The following is a 19,019-nucleotide window of genomic DNA, read 5'->3' as shown; positions in this document are numbered from 1 at the left end:
GCCGGACGAGCGAAGGAGTGTCCTGTGGCCATCCGTGTCCTGCTGGTCGACGACCAGCCCCTGCTGCGTACCGGTTTCCGGATGATCCTGGAGGCCGAGCAGGACCTCGCGGTCGTGGGCGAGGCCGGTGACGGTCTTCAGGCCCTCGACCAGGTGCGGGCCTTGCAGCCGGATGTTGTGCTGATGGACATCCGTATGCCGCGGATGGATGGGGTGGAGGCGACCCGGCAGATCACCGGGCCGGGCCGGGACGGTCCGGCGAAGGTCCTGGTGCTGACCACGTTCGACCTGGACGAGTATGTGGTGGAGGCGTTGCGCGCGGGGGCCAGCGGCTTTCTGCTGAAGGACGCGCCGGCCCATGAGCTGGTGCAGGCGATCCGGGTGGTCGCGGCCGGTGAGGCGATGCTGGCGCCGAGCATCACGCGCCGGCTGCTGGACAAGTACGCCACGCATCTGCCGTCCGGTGAGGAGCCGTTGCCGGACACCCTGCACACGCTCACCGACCGTGAGGTGGAGGTGCTGAAGCTGGTGGCGCGGGGGCTGTCCAACGCGGAGATCGCCGCGGATCTGTTCGTCAGTGAGACGACGGTGAAGACGCATGTGGGGCATGTGCTCACCAAGCTGGGGCTCCGGGACCGGGTGCAGGCGGCGGTGTACGCGTACGAGAGCGGGCTGGTGCGCCCCGGCGCGCAGTAGGCCGCGGGCTGTTTCACGCCGAGGGCGCCCCTCCCGTGTGGTGAGGGGCGCCCTTGTGGTGTCGGGGGGTCAGCTCTTGCTGAGTTCCCAGAACCGGAAGACGGTCGAGGCGTCCAGGCAGTACTCGAGGCCGTAGACGCCGTCGCGGGTGACCGCGTACTGCTTGGCCTGCCAGACGGGCAGGACGGGCAGTTCGTCGGCGACGATGTCCTGGAGCCGGCCGAAGTCCTTGTCGGTGGCGCCGCGGTCGCTCTGTGCGGCGGTGTCCGGGATGAGGGTGCCGGTGATGGTGCGGTTGCTGTAGTTGTTGTCCAGCACGTTGCCCTTGCCGAAGAAGGGGGCCGTGAAGTTGTCGGCGTCGGGGTAGTCCGGCACCCAGCCCTTCACGTACACGCCGTACTTGCCGGCGGCGATGTCCTTCTCGTACTGGTCGAAGGCGACGGACTTGACGTCGGCGTCGAACAGGCCGCTGGCGTTGAGCTGGCCGGCGATGGCCGTCAACTCCTCGTCGGTGGCGGGGCCGTAGCGGGACGGCGTGGACCACAGGGTGAGCTTGACCTTGCCGGTGATGCCGGCGGCGCGCAGTGCGGCGGCGGCCTTGGCCCGGGAGGGGCGGGCGCCGTAGGTGTCGAAGAAGGCCGTGTTGTGCCCGGCGATGCCGGCCGGGATGATCGAGTACAGCGGGGTGGCGGTGCCCTGGTAGACGTTCTTGATGAGGGCGTCGCGGTCCAGCAGGTGGGCGATGGCCTTGCGGACGCCGAGTTTGCCGGCGACGGGGTCCTTCATGTTGAAGACCAGGTGCTGGACCTCGGCGCTGGTGCCCTCGACGGCGTTGACGCCCTTGCTGCCGTCCTGCTTCTCGATGCCGGCGATGTCGGAGGCGGTCAGGCCTCGGTAGGCGATGTCGATGTCGCCGGCGAGGAGGGCCTTCTTCAGGGCTGCGCGGTCGCCGTGGAAGAACTTCACGGTGACGCCGGAGTTCCTGGGCTTGGCGGTGCCCCGGTAGTTGTCGTTGACCGAGAAGACGGCTTTGTCACCGTCGAAGGAGTCCAGCTTGTAGGGGCCGGAGCCGACGGCCTGGTGGTCGGTGCGCAGGCCGTTCGCGTCGTACTGGCGGTGGTCCACGACGGAGCCGGCGCCGGAGGCGATCTTGCTGGGGAAGGTGGCGTCGGGGACCTTCAGGCGGAAGACGACCGTCGTGGCGTCGGGGGTGTCGATCCGGCCGAGCGTCGGGAACATGATCGCGGGCCCCGCGGGGTCGTTGATCTTCCGCATGCGGTCGAAGGAGAACTTCACGTCCCGCGAGGTGAGGGGGTCACCGTTGCTGAACTTCAGGCCGTTGTTCAGCCGGCACTGGTAGACCATGGCCCGGCTGTCGGTGAAGGTGCACTGCCGGGCGAGTTCGGGCTGCGGCTCGGTCGCGCCCTTGGGGAAGCTGAGCAGCGACTGGAAGACGTTGTCGAACAACAGCCAGGAGCCGGGGTCGTAGCCGGATGCCGGGTCCGTGGCGAGGATGTCGTCGGACATCCCCACCACCACGGAGGAGCCGGTCCCCCCGGAGTCGGCGGTCCCCGTGCCGCAGCCGGTCAGCAGGCCGGAGGCCAGTCCCGCCACGAGGGGCAGGACCGGCCACTGGTTGCGCATATTCACTTGAGTGTGCCTTGTCGTCGGTCGGTCACCCCGGGACCGCGTTCCCGGCCCCGGGCCCCGGGGCAGCCGTCCCTGGCCCCCGGGCGACGGGGGCCGCTGTACGGGTCCGGTCGCGACCCCGCGGTACGGCCCCCGGGAGAGCCGTCAGCCGCTCACACCGCGGCCGAGCTCCCACAGCTGGAGCGTCGAGGTGGAGTTGAGGGCGTAGGAGGTGCCCGTGATGTCGTCCCGTGCGGCGACGTACTGCTTGCCCTGCCACAGCGGCAGGATCGGGACGTCCTCGGCGACGATGTCCTGGATGGCGGTCAGGCTCTTGGCGGCGCTGAGCCGGTCGGACTCGCGGCGGGACTCCGGGATCAGCGTGCGCTGGATGGTGGGGTTGGAGTACGGCGAGTTGAGGGTGTTGCCCTTGTCGAGGAAGGGCGCCAGGAAGTTGTCGGCGTCCGGGAAGTCGGGGAACCAGCCCATGCCGTAGACGTCGAACTGGCCCTTCTGCTCGGCGGGGCGGAAGGCGGACCAGGCGTGGCCCTGGAGGGAGACGTCGAACAGGCCGCTGTCGTTGAGCTGCTTCTGCAGGATCTCGAACTCCTGCTTGGTGGCCGAGCCGTAGTGGTCGGTGGTGTAGTGCAGCGTCAGCTTCACCGGGGTGGTGATGCCGCCCTTGACGAGCAGGTCCTTGGCCTTGGCGACGCTGGGGTTGCCGTACTTGTTGAAGAACGAGTTGGAGTGGCCGGTGACGGTGGCCGGCACCAGCGAGTACAGCGGCTCGGCCTGGGTGCCGTAGACCTTGGAGACCAGTTCGCCGCGGTTGATGACCTGGGCCATGGCCTGGCGGACGGCCTTGGACTTCACGCTCGGGGCGTCGGTGTTGAAGGCCAGGTAGCGGATTTCCAGACCCGGCATGTCGACGAGGTCGACCTTGCTGTCGGTGCCGGCGTCCAGCTTCTGGATCTGGGCGGGCGACATGGTGCGGGTCATCACGTCGATGTCGCCCTTGTCGATGGCGGCGCCCATGGCCTCGGCGCTGTCGAAGGAGCGCAGGACGACCTTGTCGTTGTTCACCTTCACCGCGCCCTTGTAGCTGGGGTTCTTGGTGAAGGTGGCGCTGACGATCGTGTCGCCCTTGACGTCGGCCTGGAAGGTGTAGGGGCCGGAGCCGTCGAGCTGGAAGCCGTCGCGCAGCTTGTTCTTCTCGTAGTCCTTCGGGTCGATGATGCCCGCGACCGGAGTGGACAGCTTGTACGGGAAGGTGGCGTCGGCCGTCTTGAGGTGGAAGATGACCTCGCGGTCGCCCTGCGTCTCGACGGTGTCGATGGTGTTCAGCAGGGAGGCGACACCGCTGCTGGAGTTCAGCCGCAGCACGCGGTCGATGGAGTACTTGACGTCCTGGGCGGTCACCGCGTCGCCGTTGGCGAACTTCAGGCCGTCGCGCAGCTTGCAGGCGTAGCGCTCGCTGCCGCTGTCGGTGAAGCCGCAGCTCTCGGCGGCGTCCGGGACCGGGTCGCCCTCGCCTCGGGGCTGGGTCATCAGGGTCTGGACCGTCTGGCGCAGGATGTTCCAGGCACCGACGTCGTAGGAGTAGGCCGGGTCGAGGGGCGCCGGGGCGTCGGTCGTGGCCGTGAACCGGTCCGTGGTGCCGACGACGATGGCGTCGCCGCTCTTGCTCCCGCTGTCGGTTCCGCCGCACGCGGCGAGAACCGGGGTGAGCAGGCCGGCTACTGCCGGCAGCACCAGAGTCTTGCGGTTCATGCGGGACTTTCTCCAGGACTGTTCGGTTCCGTGGATCCGGCGGGCGGGGTGGTGCGGCGGGATCACGGGGGGTTGCGGCGATGTTCTCGCGACGAGATTAGTCCGCGCCCGCAGGAGGGTTCACAGCGTGCCGAGTTGACCTGTCATCACGCAGGGGAACCGGATGTGGACGCACAGAAAACCCGACAGCGGCAGGATTAGTGCAGCGTCCCATCAATCAGGACACAAGGAACCGGTGATTCCGCAAGATCCGGGCCGGTCGGCACACTCGGGCAACGTTGTCGAGAGTCGTCGGCGTGAGGAACATCACGCCTGCAACTGTCCGGTGAGTCAGTGGGCCGCCTGGGGCATCAGGCCGCGCAGGAACGTCAGACTGACCTCTTCGAGCGAGCCGACCACGGTACGGCGTTCGGCCGGGGCGATGGGGGCGAGGGAGGGTACGGCGACCACATGGCAGCCTGCGGCCTCGGCGGCGGCGACGCCGGTCGCGGTGTCCTCCACCACGGCGCAGCGCACCGGGTCGGCGCCGAGTTGCGCGGCGGCGAGCAGGTACGGGTCCGGGAAGGGCTTGGTGCGGGAGACCTCGTCACCGGCGACGGACAGGGCGAAGTGGTGCGGGCCCAGCACGGCCAGCACGCGGTCGATGATCCGCCGGTGGGAGGCGGACACCAGGGCGGTGGGCATGCTGTGCTCGTGGAGTTCGGCGAGCAGCCGGGCGGCGCCGGGCATCAGCGGCAGACCGCGGTCGATGCGGTCCTCGAAGCCGTCGTTGAGCAGCACCGTGAGTTCGGCGAGGGTGATGTCGGCGCCGGTGGCCTCGATGAGGAAGCCGGCGCTGCGGGTCATCGGCCCGCCGACCACGATGTGCCGCCAGGAATCGTCCAGGGTGTGGCCGAGGGCGGCGAAGACCTCGACCTCCACGTCCCACCAGAAGCCCTCGGTGTCCACCAGGGTGCCGTCCATGTCGAGGAGCACGGCTTGCAGGGCCGAGCCTTCGCCCGTACTGGTTCCGAGCGCGGGGACCGTGGTGGTCATCCGGGCGCACCTCCTGCGTAGGGACGATCAGGCCGGTTCCCGTGCGGGAACCGGCCTGCGGTGGATCGACCAGTGTACGTCTGTTGCTGGTGAAACGCCTTGTTTTATGGTCGGGGGCTTCGGTGTACCCCCGGCGAAGGCGTGGAAAACATCAGCGGGCGTTGAAGTACTTGGCCTCCGGGTGGTGGATCACGATGGCGTCCGTGGACTGTTCGGGGTGGAGCTGGAACTCCTCGCTGAGGTGGACGCCGATCCGCTCCGGCTGGAGCAGGTCGGCGATCTTGGCGCGGTCCTCCAGGTCGGGGCAGGCGCCGTAGCCGAGGGAGAAGCGGGCGCCCCGGTACTTCAGGGCGAACATGTCCTCGATGTCGGCCGGGTCCTCGCCGGCGAAGCCGAGTTCGGAGCGGACGCGGGCGTGCCAGTACTCGGCGAGGGCCTCGGCCAACTGCACGGAGAGGCCGTGCAGTTCGAGGTAGTCGCGGTAGGCGTTCGCGGCGAAGAGCTTGGCGGTCTCCTCGCCGATGCGCGAGCCGACGGTGACGACCTGGAGGCCGACGACGTCGGTCTCGCCGGACTCCTCCGGGCGGAAGAAGTCGGCCAGGCAGAGGCGGCGGCCACGGCGCTGGCGCGGGAAGGTGAACCGGGTGCGCTCGTTGCCCTGCTCGTCCAGGATGATCAGGTCGTCGTCCTTGGAGACGCACGGGAAGTAGCCGTAGACGACGGCCGCCTCCAGCAGGTTCTCGCTCTGCAACCGGTCCAGCAGTCCGCGCAGCCGGGGGCGGCCCTCGGTCTCGACCAGTTCCTCGTACGTCGCTCCCTCGCCGGTGCGGGCCTGCTTCAGCCCCCACTGGCCCTTGAACAGGGCGCCCTCGTCCAGCCAGCTCGCGTACTCCCGGAGCTGGATGCCCTTGATCACCCGGGTGCCCCAGAAGGGCGGCTCGGGGATCGGGTTGTCGGTGGCCACGTCGGAGCGGACGTGCCCCTCCTCCGGCCGCTCCTCGACGACCTGTACGGCGGCCGCCGGGCGGACCCGGCGCTGCTTGAGTTCGGGGAGCTTCGCGCCGGGCACGCCCCGCTTGACGCCGATGAGGGCGTCCATCAGGCGCAGGCCCTCGAAGGCGTCCCGGGCGTAGCGGACCTCGCCCTGGTAGATCTCGTGCAGGTCCTGCTCGACGTAGGCGCGGGTGAGGGCGGCGCCGCCCAGGATGACCGGGAAGCGTGCGGCCAGGCCCCGCTGGTTCAGCTCCTCCAGGTTCTCCTTCATGATCACCGTGGACTTCACCAGCAGCCCGGACATGCCGATCACGTCGGCCTGGTGGTCCTCGGCCGCTTCCAGGATCGCCGAGACCGGCTGCTTGATGCCCAGGTTGACCACGTTGTAGCCGTTGTTGGACAGGATGATGTCGACCAGGTTCTTGCCGATGTCGTGGACGTCCCCGCGCACGGTGGCCAGCACGATGGTGCCCTTGCCCGCCGCGTCCGACTTCTCCATGTGCGGTTCGAGGTAGGCGACGGCGGCCTTCATGACCTCGGCGGACTGCAACACGAACGGCAGCTGCATCTGGCCGGAGCCGAACAGCTCGCCGACCACCTTCATGCCGTCGAGCAGCGTCTCGTTGACGATGTCGAGGGCGGGCCGCTCCTGGAGGGCCTCGTCGAGGTCGGCCTCCAGGCCGTTGCGCTCGCCGTCGATGATGCGGCGCTTGAGCCGCTCCTCCAGCGGGAGGGCGGCCAGCTCCTCGGCCTTGCTCGCCTTCAGCGACTTCGCGGTGGCGCCCTCGAAGAGCTGCATCAGCTTCTGGAGGGGGTCGTAGCCCTCGGCGCGGCGGTCGTGGATCAGGTCCAGCGCCGTGCGCACCTCCTCCTCGGAGAAGCGGGCGATCGGCAGGATCTTGGACGCGTGCACGATCGCCGAGTCCAGGCCCGCCTTGACGCACTCGTCGAGGAAGACGGAGTTGAGCAGGATGCGGGCGGCCGGGTTCAGGCCGAAGGAGATGTTCGACAGGCCCAGCGTGGTCTGCACGTCCGGGTGGCGGCGCTTCAGCTCCCGGATCGCCTCGATGGTGGCGACGCCGTCCTTGCGGGACTCCTCCTGACCGGTGCAGATGGTGAAGGTCAGGGTGTCGATGAGGATGTCCGACTCGTGGATGCCCCAGTTGGTGGTGAGGTCCTCGATCAGCCGCTCGGCGATCTCGACCTTCTTCTCCGGGGTGCGGGCCTGGCCCTCCTCGTCGATGGTCAGCGCGATGAGCGCGGCGCCGTGCTCCTGGGCGAGCCGGGTGACCTTGGCGAAGCGGGAGTCCGGGCCGTCGCCGTCCTCGTAGTTGACGGAGTTGATGACCGCGCGGCCGCCGAGCTTCTCCAGCCCGGCGCGGATCACGTCGACCTCGGTGGAGTCCAGGACGATCGGCAGGGTGGAGGCGGTGGCGAAGCGGCCGGCCAGTTCCTCCATGTCGGCGACGCCGTCCCGGCCGACGTAGTCCACGCACAGGTCGAGCATGTGGGCGCCCTCGCGGATCTGCTCGCGGGCGATCTCCACACAGTCGTCCCAGCGGCCTTCCAGCATGGCCTCGCGGAACTTCTTGGAGCCGTTGGCGTTGGTGCGCTCGCCGATGGCCAGGTAGGAGGTGTCCTGGCGGAACGGCACCGCCTGGTACAGGGACGCGGCGCCGGGCTCGGGCTGCGGGTGGCGCTCGGTGGGCGTGAGGTCACGGACGCGCTCGACGACCTGGCGCAGGTGCTCGGGGGTGGTGCCGCAGCAGCCGCCGATGAGCGAGAGGCCGTAGTCGCGGACGAAGGTCTCCTGCGCGTCCGCCAGGCCCTCGGGTCCCAGCGGGAAGTGCGCGCCCTGCTTGGTCAGCACCGGCAGACCCGCGTTCGGCATGCACAGCAGCGGGATCCGGGAGTGCCGGGTGAGATAGCGCAGGTGCTCGCTCATCTCCGCCGGGCCGGTGGAGCAGTTCAGGCCGATCATGTCGATGCCCAGCGGCTCCAGCGCGGTGAGCGCGGCACCGATCTCCGAGCCCAGCAGCATCGTGCCGGTGGTCTCGAAGGCCATGGACACCAGCAGCGGCACCTGCACGCCCAGCCGCTCCATGGCCCGCCGGGCGCCCAGCACCGAGGCCTTGGTCTGCAACAGGTCCTGGGTGGTCTCCACGATCAGCGCGTCCGCGCCGCCGGCCAGCAGGCCCTCGGCGTTGGCCTGGAAGCCGTCGCGGATGGTGGTGTAGCCGATGTGGCCGAGGGTGGGCAGCTTGGTGCCCGGGCCGACGGAGCCCAGCACCCAGCGCTGGCGGCCGTCGCGCGAGGTGAACGCGTCGGCGGTCTCGCGGGCGATGCGGGCACCGGCCTCGGACAGCTCGTGCACGCGGTCGGCGATGTCGTACTCCGCCATGGCCGCGTGGTTGGCGCCGAAGGTGTTCGTCTCCACGCAGTCCACGCCCACGGAGAAGTACGCCTCGTGGACCGAGCGGACGATGTCCGGGCGGGTGATGTTGAGGATCTCGTTGCAGCCCTCGAGCTGCTGGAAGTCCTCCAGCGTGGGCTCCTGGGCCTGGAGCATCGTGCCCATGGCTCCGTCGGCGACCACCACACGGGTGGCGAGCGCCTCTCGGAGCGCGGACACGCGGGTCCGGCTGTCGGCGGAAGGGGACGTCGGCAACGAGGCCATGTAGGGGCTCCCTGGGGTGCGACGGCTGTCGGCTATGCGGTTTCCCCGGCAGGGCGGGATGGCCGCACGGCGTCAGCGTAGCCGGGAGTGGGCTTGGATGGGCATAGGCGTCCAGAAGACGGACGCGGTGGCCCGGACGTCACGTCCAGGCCACCTGTCATGTAACAAGTGCCGTCCGACCATTAGCGGGAGGTCGGCATGGACCGGTAGTGTTCGACATTGCCGAACGGTGTTGCGAAGACATCGGTCGCAGTCGAAGGGGACGGAGGCAGGACGGCGATGGCACGGAACATCCAGTCGCTCGAACGGGCGGCCGCGATGCTGCGGCTGCTCGCGGGCGGCGAGCGACGGCTCGGCCTGTCGGACATCGCCTCGTCGCTGGGCCTCGCCAAGGGCACCGCCCACGGCATTCTGCGCACCCTCCAGCAGGAGGGCTTCGTGGAGCAGGACGACGCCTCCGGGCGCTACCAGCTGGGCGCGGAACTGCTGCGCCTCGGCACCACCTATCTGGATGTGCACGAGCTGCGGGCGCGCGCCCTGGTGTGGGCCGACGACCTGGCCCGCTCCAGCGGCGAGAGCGTCTATCTGGGCGTGCTGCACCAGCAGGGCGTACTGATCGTGCACCACGTCTTCCGGCCGGACGACAGCCGGCAGGTGCTGGAGATCGGGGCCATGCAGCCGCTGCACTCCACGGCGCTGGGCAAGGTGCTGTCGGCGTACGACCCGGTGGCGCACAGCGAGGCGCTGGACACCGAGCGGAAGGCCTTCACGGACCGCACGGTGTGCGATCCCGGGGAGTTCGAGCACCTCCTCGACATGACACGCGCGCGTGGGTACGCGGCCGACGTGGAGGAGACCTGGGAGGGGGTGGCGTCCGTCGCCGCGCCCATCCACAACCGGCGGCGGATGCCCGTGGGCGCGGTGGGGATCACCGGTGCCGTGGAGCGGCTGTGCCGCGACGGCGAGGTGCGTCCGGAGCTGATCGCGGCGGTGCGGGACTGCGCCCGCGCGGTCTCCAGGGACCTGGGCGCCGGACGTTTCTGAGCGCCTACGGGCGCTGACCTGGGGATTCACCGGGACGCCGGGCGGCGTTCCGGTTCTCGCCCTACCCTGAAGTGGACATATCGGGCGACGGCGTACGTCAGTGAGCGAAGAGCGATAGGCGACAGCGATCAATAACGATCCTGTTTTCGATAACAGAACCCTTGACGCATGCGTAAGGCCGAAGCAAGACTCCCGTCCATCGGTCGGCATTGTCGAACACCTACCGGCAATACGCGCTAGAGTGTGACAACGCCAAGGGCCGGCATCGCTCTCACCCCCGAGGGCGCCAGAACCCCCGGAGGGACCCGGGGTTCGGCTTCCCTGGACGAAGGACAAAGGAGTCGCGGGTGTCCAGCTCCGACATCTTCATCGGCGAGACCATCGGTACCGCCATACTCATCCTGCTCGGCGGCGGCGTCTGTGCCGCTGTCACGCTGAAGGCCTCCAAGGCCCGTAACGCCGGTTGGCTCGCCATCGCCTTCGGGTGGGGCTTCGCCGTCATGACGGCCGTGTACATCTCCGGACCGCTGTCCGGCGCCCACCTCAACCCGGCCGTCACGGTGGCGCTCGCCATCAAGAACAGCGACTGGAGCCACGTCCCGGTCTACTTCGCCGGCCAGCTGCTCGGCGCGATGATCGGCGCGGCCCTGGTGTGGCTCGCCTACTACGGCCAGTTCCACGCCCACCTGACCGACAAGGAGATCGTCGGCGGTCCGGGCGCGCAGGACACCACGGCCAAGGCCGTGGAGGCCCAGGAGTCGGGTGCCGGCCCGGTCCTCGGCGTCTTCTCCACCGGTCCGGAGATCCGGAACGCGGTGCAGAACCTCACCACGGAGATCATCGGCACGATCGTGCTGGTCCTGGCGGTGCTCACGCAGGGCCTGAACGCCAAGGGCGACGGCCTGGGGGTGCTGGGCGGCCTGATCACCTCGTTCGTCGTGGTCTCGATCGGTCTGTCGCTCGGCGGTCCCACGGGCTACGCCATCAACCCGGCCCGTGACCTGGGTCCGCGCATCGTGCACGCCCTGCTCCCGCTGCCCAACAAGGGCGGCTCCGACTGGAGCTACGCCTGGATCCCGGTGGTCGGCCCGCTGATCGGCGCGGCGATCGCCGCAGGGATCTACAACGTCGCCTTCGCTTAGGAAGCGCACGTCCGCTCGAGAAGCTCGGTCCGGGCAGCGCCCCCGCCGCCCGGCACGAGCCGCGAAGCACGCGCCGTACGCACAGCCCCACACCCACGGATCTTCCAGGAGCACACAGTGACCGACGCTCACACCGCAGGCCCGTTCATCGCCGCGATCGACCAGGGCACCACCTCCAGCCGCTGCATCGTCTTCGACCGGGACGGCCGTATCGTCGCCGTCGACCAGAAGGAGCACGAGCAGATCTTCCCGAAGCCGGGCTGGGTCGAGCACGACGCCAACGAGATCTGGACCAACGTCCAGGAGGTCGTCGCCGGAGCGGTCGCCAAGGCCGGCATCACCCGTGACGACATCAAGGCCATCGGCATCACCAACCAGCGCGAGACCACCGTGCTGTGGGACAAGAACACCGGTGAGCCCGTCTACAACGCCCTTGTCTGGCAGGACACCCGCACCGACGCCCTCTGCCGGGAGCTGGGCCGCAACGTCGGCCAGGACCGCTTCCGCCGGGAGACGGGCCTGCCGCTGGCCTCGTACTTCTCCGGCCCCAAGGCCCGCTGGCTGCTCGACAACGTCGAGGGCCTGCGCGAGCGCGCCGAGGCCGGCGACATCCTCTTCGGCACCATGGACACCTGGGTCATCTGGAACCTGACCGGTGGTGTCAACGGCGGCAAGCACGTCACCGACGTCACCAACGCCTCCCGCACCCTCCTGATGAACCTGCACACGATGCAGTGGGACGAGAAGATCGCCGAGTCCATCGGCGTGCCGCTCCGGATCCTGCCCGAGATCCGCTCCTCCGCCGAGGTCTACGGCGAGATCAGCGGCGGCAGCCTCGGCGAGCTGCTCGGCGGCATCCCGGTGGCCTCCGCGCTCGGTGACCAGCAGGCGGCCCTGTTCGGCCAGTGCTGTTTCTCCGAGGGCGAGACCAAGTCCACCTACGGCACCGGCACCTTCATGGTGATGAACACCGGTGACAAGATCATCAACTCCTACGCCGGTCTGCTGACCACGGTCGGCTACAAGATCGGCGACCAGCCGACGGTGTACGCCCTGGAGGGCTCGATCGCCGTCACCGGCTCGCTGGTGCAGTGGATGCGCGACCAGATGGGCCTGATCTCCACCGCCGCCGAGATCGAGACCCTCGCGCTCTCGGTCGAGGACAACGGCGGTGCCTACTTCGTGCCGGCCTTCTCCGGCCTGTTCGCCCCGCACTGGCGCTCCGACGCCCGCGGTGTGATCGCCGGTCTGACCCGGTACGTCACCAAGGCGCACCTCGCGCGCGCCGTCCTTGAGGCCACCGCCTGGCAGACCCGGGAGATCGCCGACGCGATGGTGAAGGACTCCGGCGACGAGCTGGTGACCCTCAAGGTCGACGGTGGCATGACCGCCAACAACCTGCTGATGCAGACGCTCTCCGACGTCCTGGACGCGCCCGTGGTGCGCCCGATGGTCGCGGAGACCACCTGCCTCGGCGCCGCCTACGCCGCCGGCCTGGCCGTCGGCTTCTGGTCCAGCACCGACGAGCTGCGCGCCAACTGGCGCCGGGCCGCCGAGTGGACCCCCCGCATGGACGCGGAGACCCGCGACCGTGAGTACAAGAACTGGCTCAAGGCCGTCGAGCGGACCATGGGCTGGATCGAGGACGAGAGCTGAGCGGTTCCCCCTGCTCAGTCAGCTCTGACGAGGAGTAAGTACCCGACATGACCAGTCAGTCCACCCTGACCCTGCCTGCCCTGGGGACGCACCCGGCCTCCGGCTCCAACCCGAGCCGCGCCGAGACCAGGGAGCAGCTCTCCAAGGCGTCGTACGACCTTCTTGTGATCGGCGGCGGCATCCTGGGCATCTCCACCGCCTGGCACGCCGCGCAGTCCGGGCTCAGGGTGGCGCTGGTCGACGCCGGCGACTTCGCCGGTGCCACCTCCTCCGCCTCCTCCAAGCTGCTCCACGGCGGACTGCGCTACTTGCAGACCGGCGCGGTGAAGCTGGTGGCGGAGAACCACTTCGAGCGCCGTGCGGTCTCCCGCCAGGTGGCCCCCCACCTGGCGAACCCGCTCACCTTCTACCTCCCGGTGTACAAGGGCGGCCCGCACGGCGCGGCGAAGCTCGGCGCGGGCGTCTTCGCCTACTCCGCGCTCTCCGCGTTCGGTGACGGCGTGGGCCACCTGCTCTCCCCCGCCAAGGCGGCGCAGGACGTGCCGGAGCTGCGCACCGAGAACCTGAAGGCCGTGGCCGTGTACGGCGACGACCAGATGAACGACGCGCGGATGGCGCTGATGACGGTCCGTGCGGCCGTCGACGCGGGCGCGGTCGTCCTCAACCACGCCGCGGTCACCGGTCTGCGCTTCACCAAGGGCCGGGTGACGGGCGCGGACCTGAAGGACCGCCTGTCCGGCGAGGAGTTCGGCGTCAACGCCCGTCTGGTGCTGAACGCGACCGGACCGTGGGTCGACCACCTGCGGAAGATGGAGGACCCGAACGCGGCGCCGTCCATCCGCCTGTCCAAGGGCGCGCACCTGGTGCTGAAGCGGACCTCGCCGTGGAAGGCCGCGCTCGCCACCCCGATCGACAAGTACCGGATCACCTTCGCCCTCCCCTGGGAGGACATGCTGCTGCTCGGCACGACCGACGAGGAGTACGAGGGCGACCCGGCGGATGTCGCGGTCAACGAGAAGGACATAGCCCAGATCCTGGACGAGGCCGCGTTCTCCGTGCGCGACCAGCAGCTCCAGCGCGATCTGATCACCTACGCGTTCGCCGGTCTGCGGGTGCTGCCGGGCGGCCCCGGCGACACCGCCAAGGCCAAGCGGGAGACCGTGGTGACCGAGGGCAAGGGCGGCATGCTGTCCGTCGCGGGCGGCAAGTGGACCACCTTCCGCCACATCGGCCGTACGATCATGCAGAAGCTGGAGGCGCTGCCGGGCCACCCGCTCGGCGACGACTTCGAGCCGATCTCCTCGCTGCCGAAGAAGCTGCCGCTGCCCGGCGTCGCCAACCCGCGCGCGGTCGCGCACCGGCTGCTGGTGGACCACCCGGCGCCGGGCCCGCGGATGGCGGCGGACACCGCGAAGCACCTGGCGACCCACTACGGCTCGCTGGCCTTCGACATCGCCCGGCTGGCGAACGACAACCCGGAGCTGGCCGAGCGCGTCCACCCCGACGCCCCGGAGATCTGGGCGCAGGTCGTCTGGGCCCGTGACCACGAGTGGGCCGAGACGGCGGACGACGTGCTGCGCCGCCGTACCACGCTGACCATCCGGGGCCTTGCCACGGACGAGGTCCGCGGCAAGGTGCAGGACCTGCTCGACAAGAAGTAACCGGGCGCGGCCCAGGGGCTGTTCCACATCGGCGGTGACCGGTGGGGCAGCCCCTTCGGCCTGCCCGGACCCCCGGTGCGGAAGGGGTGTCCGAAGGCGGCGATCGGGGCAGTGATCCGTTCACTCCCCCGTGCAAGGGGGCTGCGGGCGCCCCCGCTGGACGCCGTAAGGTTGGTGAGTCAAGCGAGGGCACGTCGGAAGGAGGCACTGGGTGATCGAGCTGGAGGGGGTTCCCGAGCTGATCGACCCAGTCATGGTGGCCGCGTTCGAGGGCTGGAACGATGCCGGCGACGCCGCCTCCACGGCGGTCGCGCATCTGGAACGCGAGTTCAAGGGCGAGGTGTTCGCGGCGCTGGACGCCGAGGACTACTACGACTTCCAGGTGAACCGCCCCACGGTGTTCATGGACGGTGGGGTGCGCAAGATCACGTGGCCGACGACGCGGCTGTCGGTGGTCCGGGTCGGCGGTGCGAAGCCGCGCGACCTGGTGCTGGTGCGCGGTATCGAGCCGTCGATGCGCTGGCGTTCGTTCTGCAACGAGCTGCTGGGCTTCGCGCACGAGCTGGGTGTGGAGCTGGTGGTCATCCTGGGCGCGCTGCTCGGCGACACCCCGCACACGCGTCCGGTGCCGGTCAGCGGGGTCACGTCCGACCCTGACCTGGCTCGTCGGATGGACCTGGAGGAGACCAAGTACGAGGGGCCGACGGGCATCGTCGGCGTCCTTCAGGAGGCGTGCACGCACGCGGGTGTCCCGGCGGTGTCGCTGTGGGCGGCCGTGCCGCACTACGTCTCGCAGCCACCCAACCCGAAGGCCACGCTGGCGCTGCTCAACCGGCTGGAGGACCTGCTGGACCTGCGTGTCCCGCAGGGGGAGCTGCCGGAGGACGCGCGGGCCTGGCAGGTCGGTGTGGACCAGCTGGCCGCCGAGGACAGCGAGGTCGCCGAGTACGTCCAGACGCTGGAGGAGGCCCGGGACACCGCGGAGCTGCCGGAGGCGTCGGGTGAGGCGATCGCCCGCGAGTTCGAGCGGTATCTGCGGCGGCGGGACGTGAATCCGCCGCCGGGCGGCAAGCAGCGGCCTCCGGCGGGGGGCGGCGGGTCCAGGGAGGACGACGAGGACGGTCCGGAGGACTGAGGTACGGCGAAGGGGCGGTTCCCTTGTGGGGAGCCGCCCCTTCTTTCTGTTGCCGGTGCCTTTCTGTTGCCGGTGCGCCGGGGTGCCTTACAGGGCCACTCCGAGCAGGGCGTCCACCGCACGCGTGACCACGCCCGGTGCGCCGGTGTCCGTGCCGCCCTCCGATTCCTGGCGGGCGGCCCAGCGGTCCACCGCGGCGAGGGCGGTGGGGGCGTCCAGGTCGTTCGAAAGGGCCTCGCGGATCTCCTCGACCAGCGCGTCGGCGGACGGGCCGTCGGGGCGGGAGACGGCCGAGCGCCAGCGGCCGAGGCGGCCCAGCGCGTCCTGGAGCACCTGGTCGGTCCACTCCCAGTCGGCGCGGTAGTGGTGGGAGAGAAGGGCGAGGCGGATGGCGGCGGGGTCGACACCGTCCCGGCGGAGCTGGGAGACGAAGACCAGGTTGCCCTTGGACTTGGACATCTTCTCGCCGTGCAGGGCGACCATGCCGGCGTGGACGTACGCCTTGGCCATGGGGAACTCGCCGGTGAGCACCTGGGCGTGGGAGGCGCCCATCTCGTGGTGCGGGAAGGCGAGGTCGGAGCCTCCGCCCTGGATGTCGAAGCCCATGCCGAGGTGGTCGAGGGCGATGGCCACGCACTCGATGTGCCAGCCGGGGCGGCCCGGGCCGAGGGTGCGGCCGTCCCAGCTGGGCTCGCCCTCGCGGGCCGCCATCCACAGCATCGGGTCCAGCGGGTTCTTCTTGCCCGGGCGGTCCGGGTCGCCGCCGCGCTCGGCGGACAGCAGCCGCATGGCGGCCGCGTCGAGGTTCGAGACCTGGCCGAAGTGGGGGTCGGACTCGACCGAGAAGTAGATGTCGCCGTCCAGTTCGTAGGCCGCGCCGAGGTCGCGCAGCCGCTCCACGAGCGGGACGATGCCGGGTATCGCCTCGACGGCGCCTATGTACTGCTGGGGCGGGAGCATCCGCAGGGCGGTCATGTCCTCGCGGAAGAGGGCCGTCTCCTTCTCGGCGAGGGCGACCCAGTCGATGCCGTCCCGTTCGGCCCGCTCCAGCAGCGGGTCGTCGACGTCGGTGACGTTCTGGACGTAGTGGACCTGCCGCTTGGTGTCGAGCCACACGCGCTGAACGAGGTCGAACGCGTTGTAGGTCGCCGCGTGTCCCAGGTGGGTGGCGTCGTACGGGGTGATGCCGCAGACGTAGAGACGGGCGACGGGACCGGGGTCGAGGGTGACCAGACCGCCGGTCGCGGTGTCGTGGATCCTCAGGTCGCGGCCCTGACCAGGCAGGGCGGGGACCTCGGAAGCGGGCCAGGCATGCATGTACATGAGCCTAACCGGCCATGAGCGACAAGGACGAACGAGATCACGCCCGATGGCCGGAGTTGCGTTCTTGTACTTGGCGGCGGGATGTGCTTACACCGGTGGCCAGGGGATGGCGGGCCACTCCCCGCTGGGTTCGGGGTGCAGACCCGAGGTGAGCAGCTGCTCGACACGCGCGCGTGTGGCGTCGATCTCGGCGGCCGTGATCAGCGCGGCCAGCCGCTCGCCCAGCGGCCCGGCGAGACCGTCCCGCAGGCCGCGGAGCACGCCGACGGCCTCCGCCGTGAGCTGCTCGCCGGCCCAGCCCCACAGCAGCGTGCGCAGCTTGTTCTCGACGTTGAAGGTGACGCCGTGGTCGATGCCGTAGAGCCGGCCGTCGGCGGTGGGCAGCAGATGGCCGCCCTTGCGGTCGGCGTTGTTGATCACCGCGTCGAGCACGGCGAGCCGGCGCAGCCGCTCGTCGTCGGCGTGCACCAGCAGCGCGGTGCGGCCCTCGCCGACGTCGGCGAGGCCGATCGCCTTCCAGCCGGGCTCCGGTTCCTCGCCGTCGACCAGGGCGAGCAGCTCCGCGTCGGCGTGCACGTCGATCCACAGCTGGCACATGCCCTCGCCGTACGGGCCCTCGCGCAGCACGGTCGGCGGGACGAGCCCCCAGCCGGTGGCCTCGGAGACCTCGTAGGCGGCGACCTCGCGGCCCGCGAGGGTGCCGTCGGGGAAGTCCCACAGCGGGCGTTCCCCGGCCACCGGCTTGTAGACGCAGGAGGCCTCCCGGCCGTCGTGCGTCACCGTGCAGAACAGCGCCGCGTTGGACGCCTCGCGGATCCGGCCGCGCACGGTCAGCTCACCGTGCGTGAGCAGCTCGACGGCGGCCGCGTGGGCCGCCGTGCCGAGGGGTGTCATGCTCCGCGGCGGTATCCGTTCTGGCGCGGACATACGTGTCCTTCCGGGTCGAGCGGGAGGCTGCACAGCGGGCACGGCGGCCGCCCGGCGTTGACGACGTCGAGGGCGCGCTTGGCGAAGGCCCTGGCCTGCGCGCCGGTCAGCCGGACCCGCAGCATCGGGGGTCCGTTCTCCTCGTCCTGGAGGAGTCGCTCCTCGGCCTCGGCGAGGTCCTCCTCGGTGTCGGCGTCCAGCTCCACCAGGGCCTGCGCCTCGACGATCATGCGCTGTTCCTCGCCGTCCCAGGCCAGGGCCATGGTGCCGACGCGGAACTCCTCCTCGATGGGGGTGTCCAGCGGGGCGGTGTCGGTGATCTCGGCAGGGGCCACGGCGGGCACGGCGGCGTTGCCGCCGGTGCGCCGTACGACCTCGTCGAGCAGTTCGTCCATGCGCTCGGCGAGCGCCGCGACCTGGGTCTTCTCCAGGACCACACTGGTCACCCGGGGACCCGCGGTGGCCTGGAGGAAGAACGTACGGCGTCCGGGCAGTCCGACCGTGCCGGCCACGAAGCGGTCCGGCGGATCGTAGAGGAACACCTGACGGGACACGTCCTGTCTCCATTGAGTTCGAGGGGTTCGTTCGCGGGGCGGAACCGCAGGGGTGGATCGCTTCACCCTACTGCGGCCGACGATCACGGTGCGCCCGCACCGCCCCCGACCGGTGCGTCCGACTCACCGTGTTCCTCGCGGGGGGCGAGCGAAGCGAAGTCCCCGGTGTCGCCGAGGCGGACCAGGAAGGGACGCAGCCGGGTGTAGCGGATCGCGGTGACGGAACACGGCTCGACGGAGATGCGCTGGAAGAGGTCGAGATGGAGTCCGAGGGCGTCGGCGACGAGGGACTTGATGATGTCGCCGTGGGAGCACATGAGGTAGACGGCGTCGGCGCCGTGCTCGCGCTCCACGCGCGCGTTCCACTCGCGTACGGCTTCGGCGGCGCGGGTCTGCATGGCCCGCATGGACTCGCCGCCCGGGAAGGCCGCGGCCGACGGATGGGCCTGGACGACCTCCATCAGCGGCTCGTCCTTCAGCTCGGCCAGCTTGCGGCCGGACCAGTCGCCGTAGTGGCACTCCCCGATCCGCTCCTCGGTGTGGACCCGCAGCCCGGGGCGGGCCTCCAGCAGCGGCCGCACGGTCTCCTGGCAGCGTTGCAGCGGGCTGGTGACGACCTCGGAGATCGGCAGCGCGGCAAGCCGTCCCGGAAGTGCGGCGGCCTGTGCGGCGCCCCGTTCGTCCAGGGCGACGCCGGGGGTCCAGCCGGCGAGCACGCCCGAGGTGTTGGCGGTGGAACGTCCGTGCCTTACGAGGATCAGCGTGGGCATGCGGAAC

At 70.2% G+C, this 19,019-nt stretch carries 14 protein-coding genes; 6 read left to right on the top strand and 8 right to left on the bottom strand.

Annotated elements, in window-relative coordinates; genetic code table 11:
- Positions 1–24: 24 nt before the first annotated feature.
- Positions 25–696, top strand: a complete 672-nt coding sequence (locus ACWCV9_RS08195; protein WP_450784845.1) for a response regulator — start codon at positions 25–27, stop codon at positions 694–696.
- A gap of 69 nt (positions 697–765) precedes the next feature.
- Here ACWCV9_RS08195 and ACWCV9_RS08190 read toward each other — a convergent pair whose 3' ends face one another.
- The 4 genes from ACWCV9_RS08190 to metH form a co-directional block, all read right to left on the bottom strand.
- Entirely contained in the window at positions 766–2,346 is a 1,581-nt protein-coding gene (locus ACWCV9_RS08190; protein WP_450784843.1) for an ABC transporter substrate-binding protein, read from the bottom strand.
- A 144-nt stretch (positions 2,347–2,490) separates the two neighbouring features.
- Complete coding sequence (locus tag ACWCV9_RS08185) at positions 2,491–4,095, bottom strand: ABC transporter substrate-binding protein (RefSeq protein WP_450784841.1); 1,605 nt, start codon at positions 4,093–4,095, stop codon at positions 2,491–2,493.
- A gap of 330 nt (positions 4,096–4,425) precedes the next feature.
- A complete protein-coding gene (locus ACWCV9_RS08180) occupies positions 4,426–5,130 on the bottom strand; it encodes an HAD family hydrolase (protein ID WP_450784840.1) in 705 nt (234 codons plus the stop codon).
- Positions 5,131–5,281: 151 nt separating this feature from the next.
- Positions 5,282–8,800, bottom strand: a complete 3,519-nt coding sequence (gene metH, locus ACWCV9_RS08175; RefSeq protein WP_450784838.1) for a methionine synthase — start codon at positions 8,798–8,800, stop codon at positions 5,282–5,284.
- 279 nt (positions 8,801–9,079) lie between these two features.
- On the opposite strand from metH, the gene ACWCV9_RS08170 reads away from it, so the two are divergent.
- The 5 genes from ACWCV9_RS08170 (at position 9,080) to ACWCV9_RS08150 (ending at position 15,438) form a co-directional block, all read left to right on the top strand.
- Positions 9,080–9,844 carry an IclR family transcriptional regulator gene (locus tag ACWCV9_RS08170; protein ID WP_385844551.1) on the top strand — a complete coding sequence of 255 codons (765 nt, stop codon included), beginning with the start codon at positions 9,080–9,082 and terminating at the stop codon, positions 9,842–9,844.
- A 347-nt stretch (positions 9,845–10,191) separates the two neighbouring features.
- On the top strand, positions 10,192–10,986 hold the full coding sequence (locus ACWCV9_RS08165; RefSeq protein WP_385844552.1) for an MIP/aquaporin family protein: 795 nt from the start codon (positions 10,192–10,194) through the stop codon (positions 10,984–10,986).
- Between the two features lie 117 nt (positions 10,987–11,103).
- Positions 11,104–12,642, top strand: a complete 1,539-nt coding sequence (gene glpK, locus ACWCV9_RS08160; RefSeq protein ID WP_450784836.1) for a glycerol kinase GlpK — start codon at positions 11,104–11,106, stop codon at positions 12,640–12,642.
- A gap of 47 nt (positions 12,643–12,689) precedes the next feature.
- Positions 12,690–14,303 (top strand): FAD-dependent oxidoreductase, encoded by a 1,614-nt coding sequence (locus tag ACWCV9_RS08155; protein ID WP_450784834.1) that lies wholly within the window; start codon positions 12,690–12,692, stop codon positions 14,301–14,303.
- Positions 14,304–14,514: 211 nt separating this feature from the next.
- On the top strand, positions 14,515–15,438 hold the full coding sequence (locus ACWCV9_RS08150; RefSeq protein WP_385844557.1) for a PAC2 family protein: 924 nt from the start codon (positions 14,515–14,517) through the stop codon (positions 15,436–15,438).
- Positions 15,439–15,525: 87 nt separating this feature from the next.
- Here the strand turns inward: ACWCV9_RS08150 and mshC are convergent, their stop codons facing one another.
- From mshC to ACWCV9_RS08130, 4 genes are all read right to left on the bottom strand, one after another.
- Positions 15,526–16,755, bottom strand: a complete 1,230-nt coding sequence (gene mshC / locus ACWCV9_RS08145) for a cysteine--1-D-myo-inosityl 2-amino-2-deoxy-alpha-D-glucopyranoside ligase (RefSeq protein ID WP_450784832.1) — start codon at positions 16,753–16,755, stop codon at positions 15,526–15,528.
- 93 nt (positions 16,756–16,848) lie between these two features.
- A complete protein-coding gene (locus tag ACWCV9_RS08140; RefSeq protein WP_450784830.1) occupies positions 16,849–17,688 on the bottom strand; it encodes an SCO1664 family protein in 840 nt (279 codons plus the stop codon).
- Positions 17,652–18,242, bottom strand: coding sequence for a DUF3090 domain-containing protein (locus ACWCV9_RS08135; RefSeq protein WP_385844561.1), 591 nt, complete (start codon positions 18,240–18,242; stop codon positions 17,652–17,654). The genes ACWCV9_RS08140 and ACWCV9_RS08135 overlap by 37 nt, the downstream gene beginning before the upstream one ends.
- A gap of 83 nt (positions 18,243–18,325) precedes the next feature.
- Positions 18,326–19,012, bottom strand: coding sequence for a histidine phosphatase family protein (locus ACWCV9_RS08130; protein WP_450784829.1), 687 nt, complete (start codon positions 19,010–19,012; stop codon positions 18,326–18,328).
- Positions 19,013–19,019 lie beyond the last annotated feature (7 nt).

Source organism: Streptomyces sp. NPDC001606 (assembly GCF_053596835.1).
The sequence above is the reverse complement of the archived record's forward strand: the minus strand, read 5'-3'. Positions and strand labels throughout refer to the sequence as shown.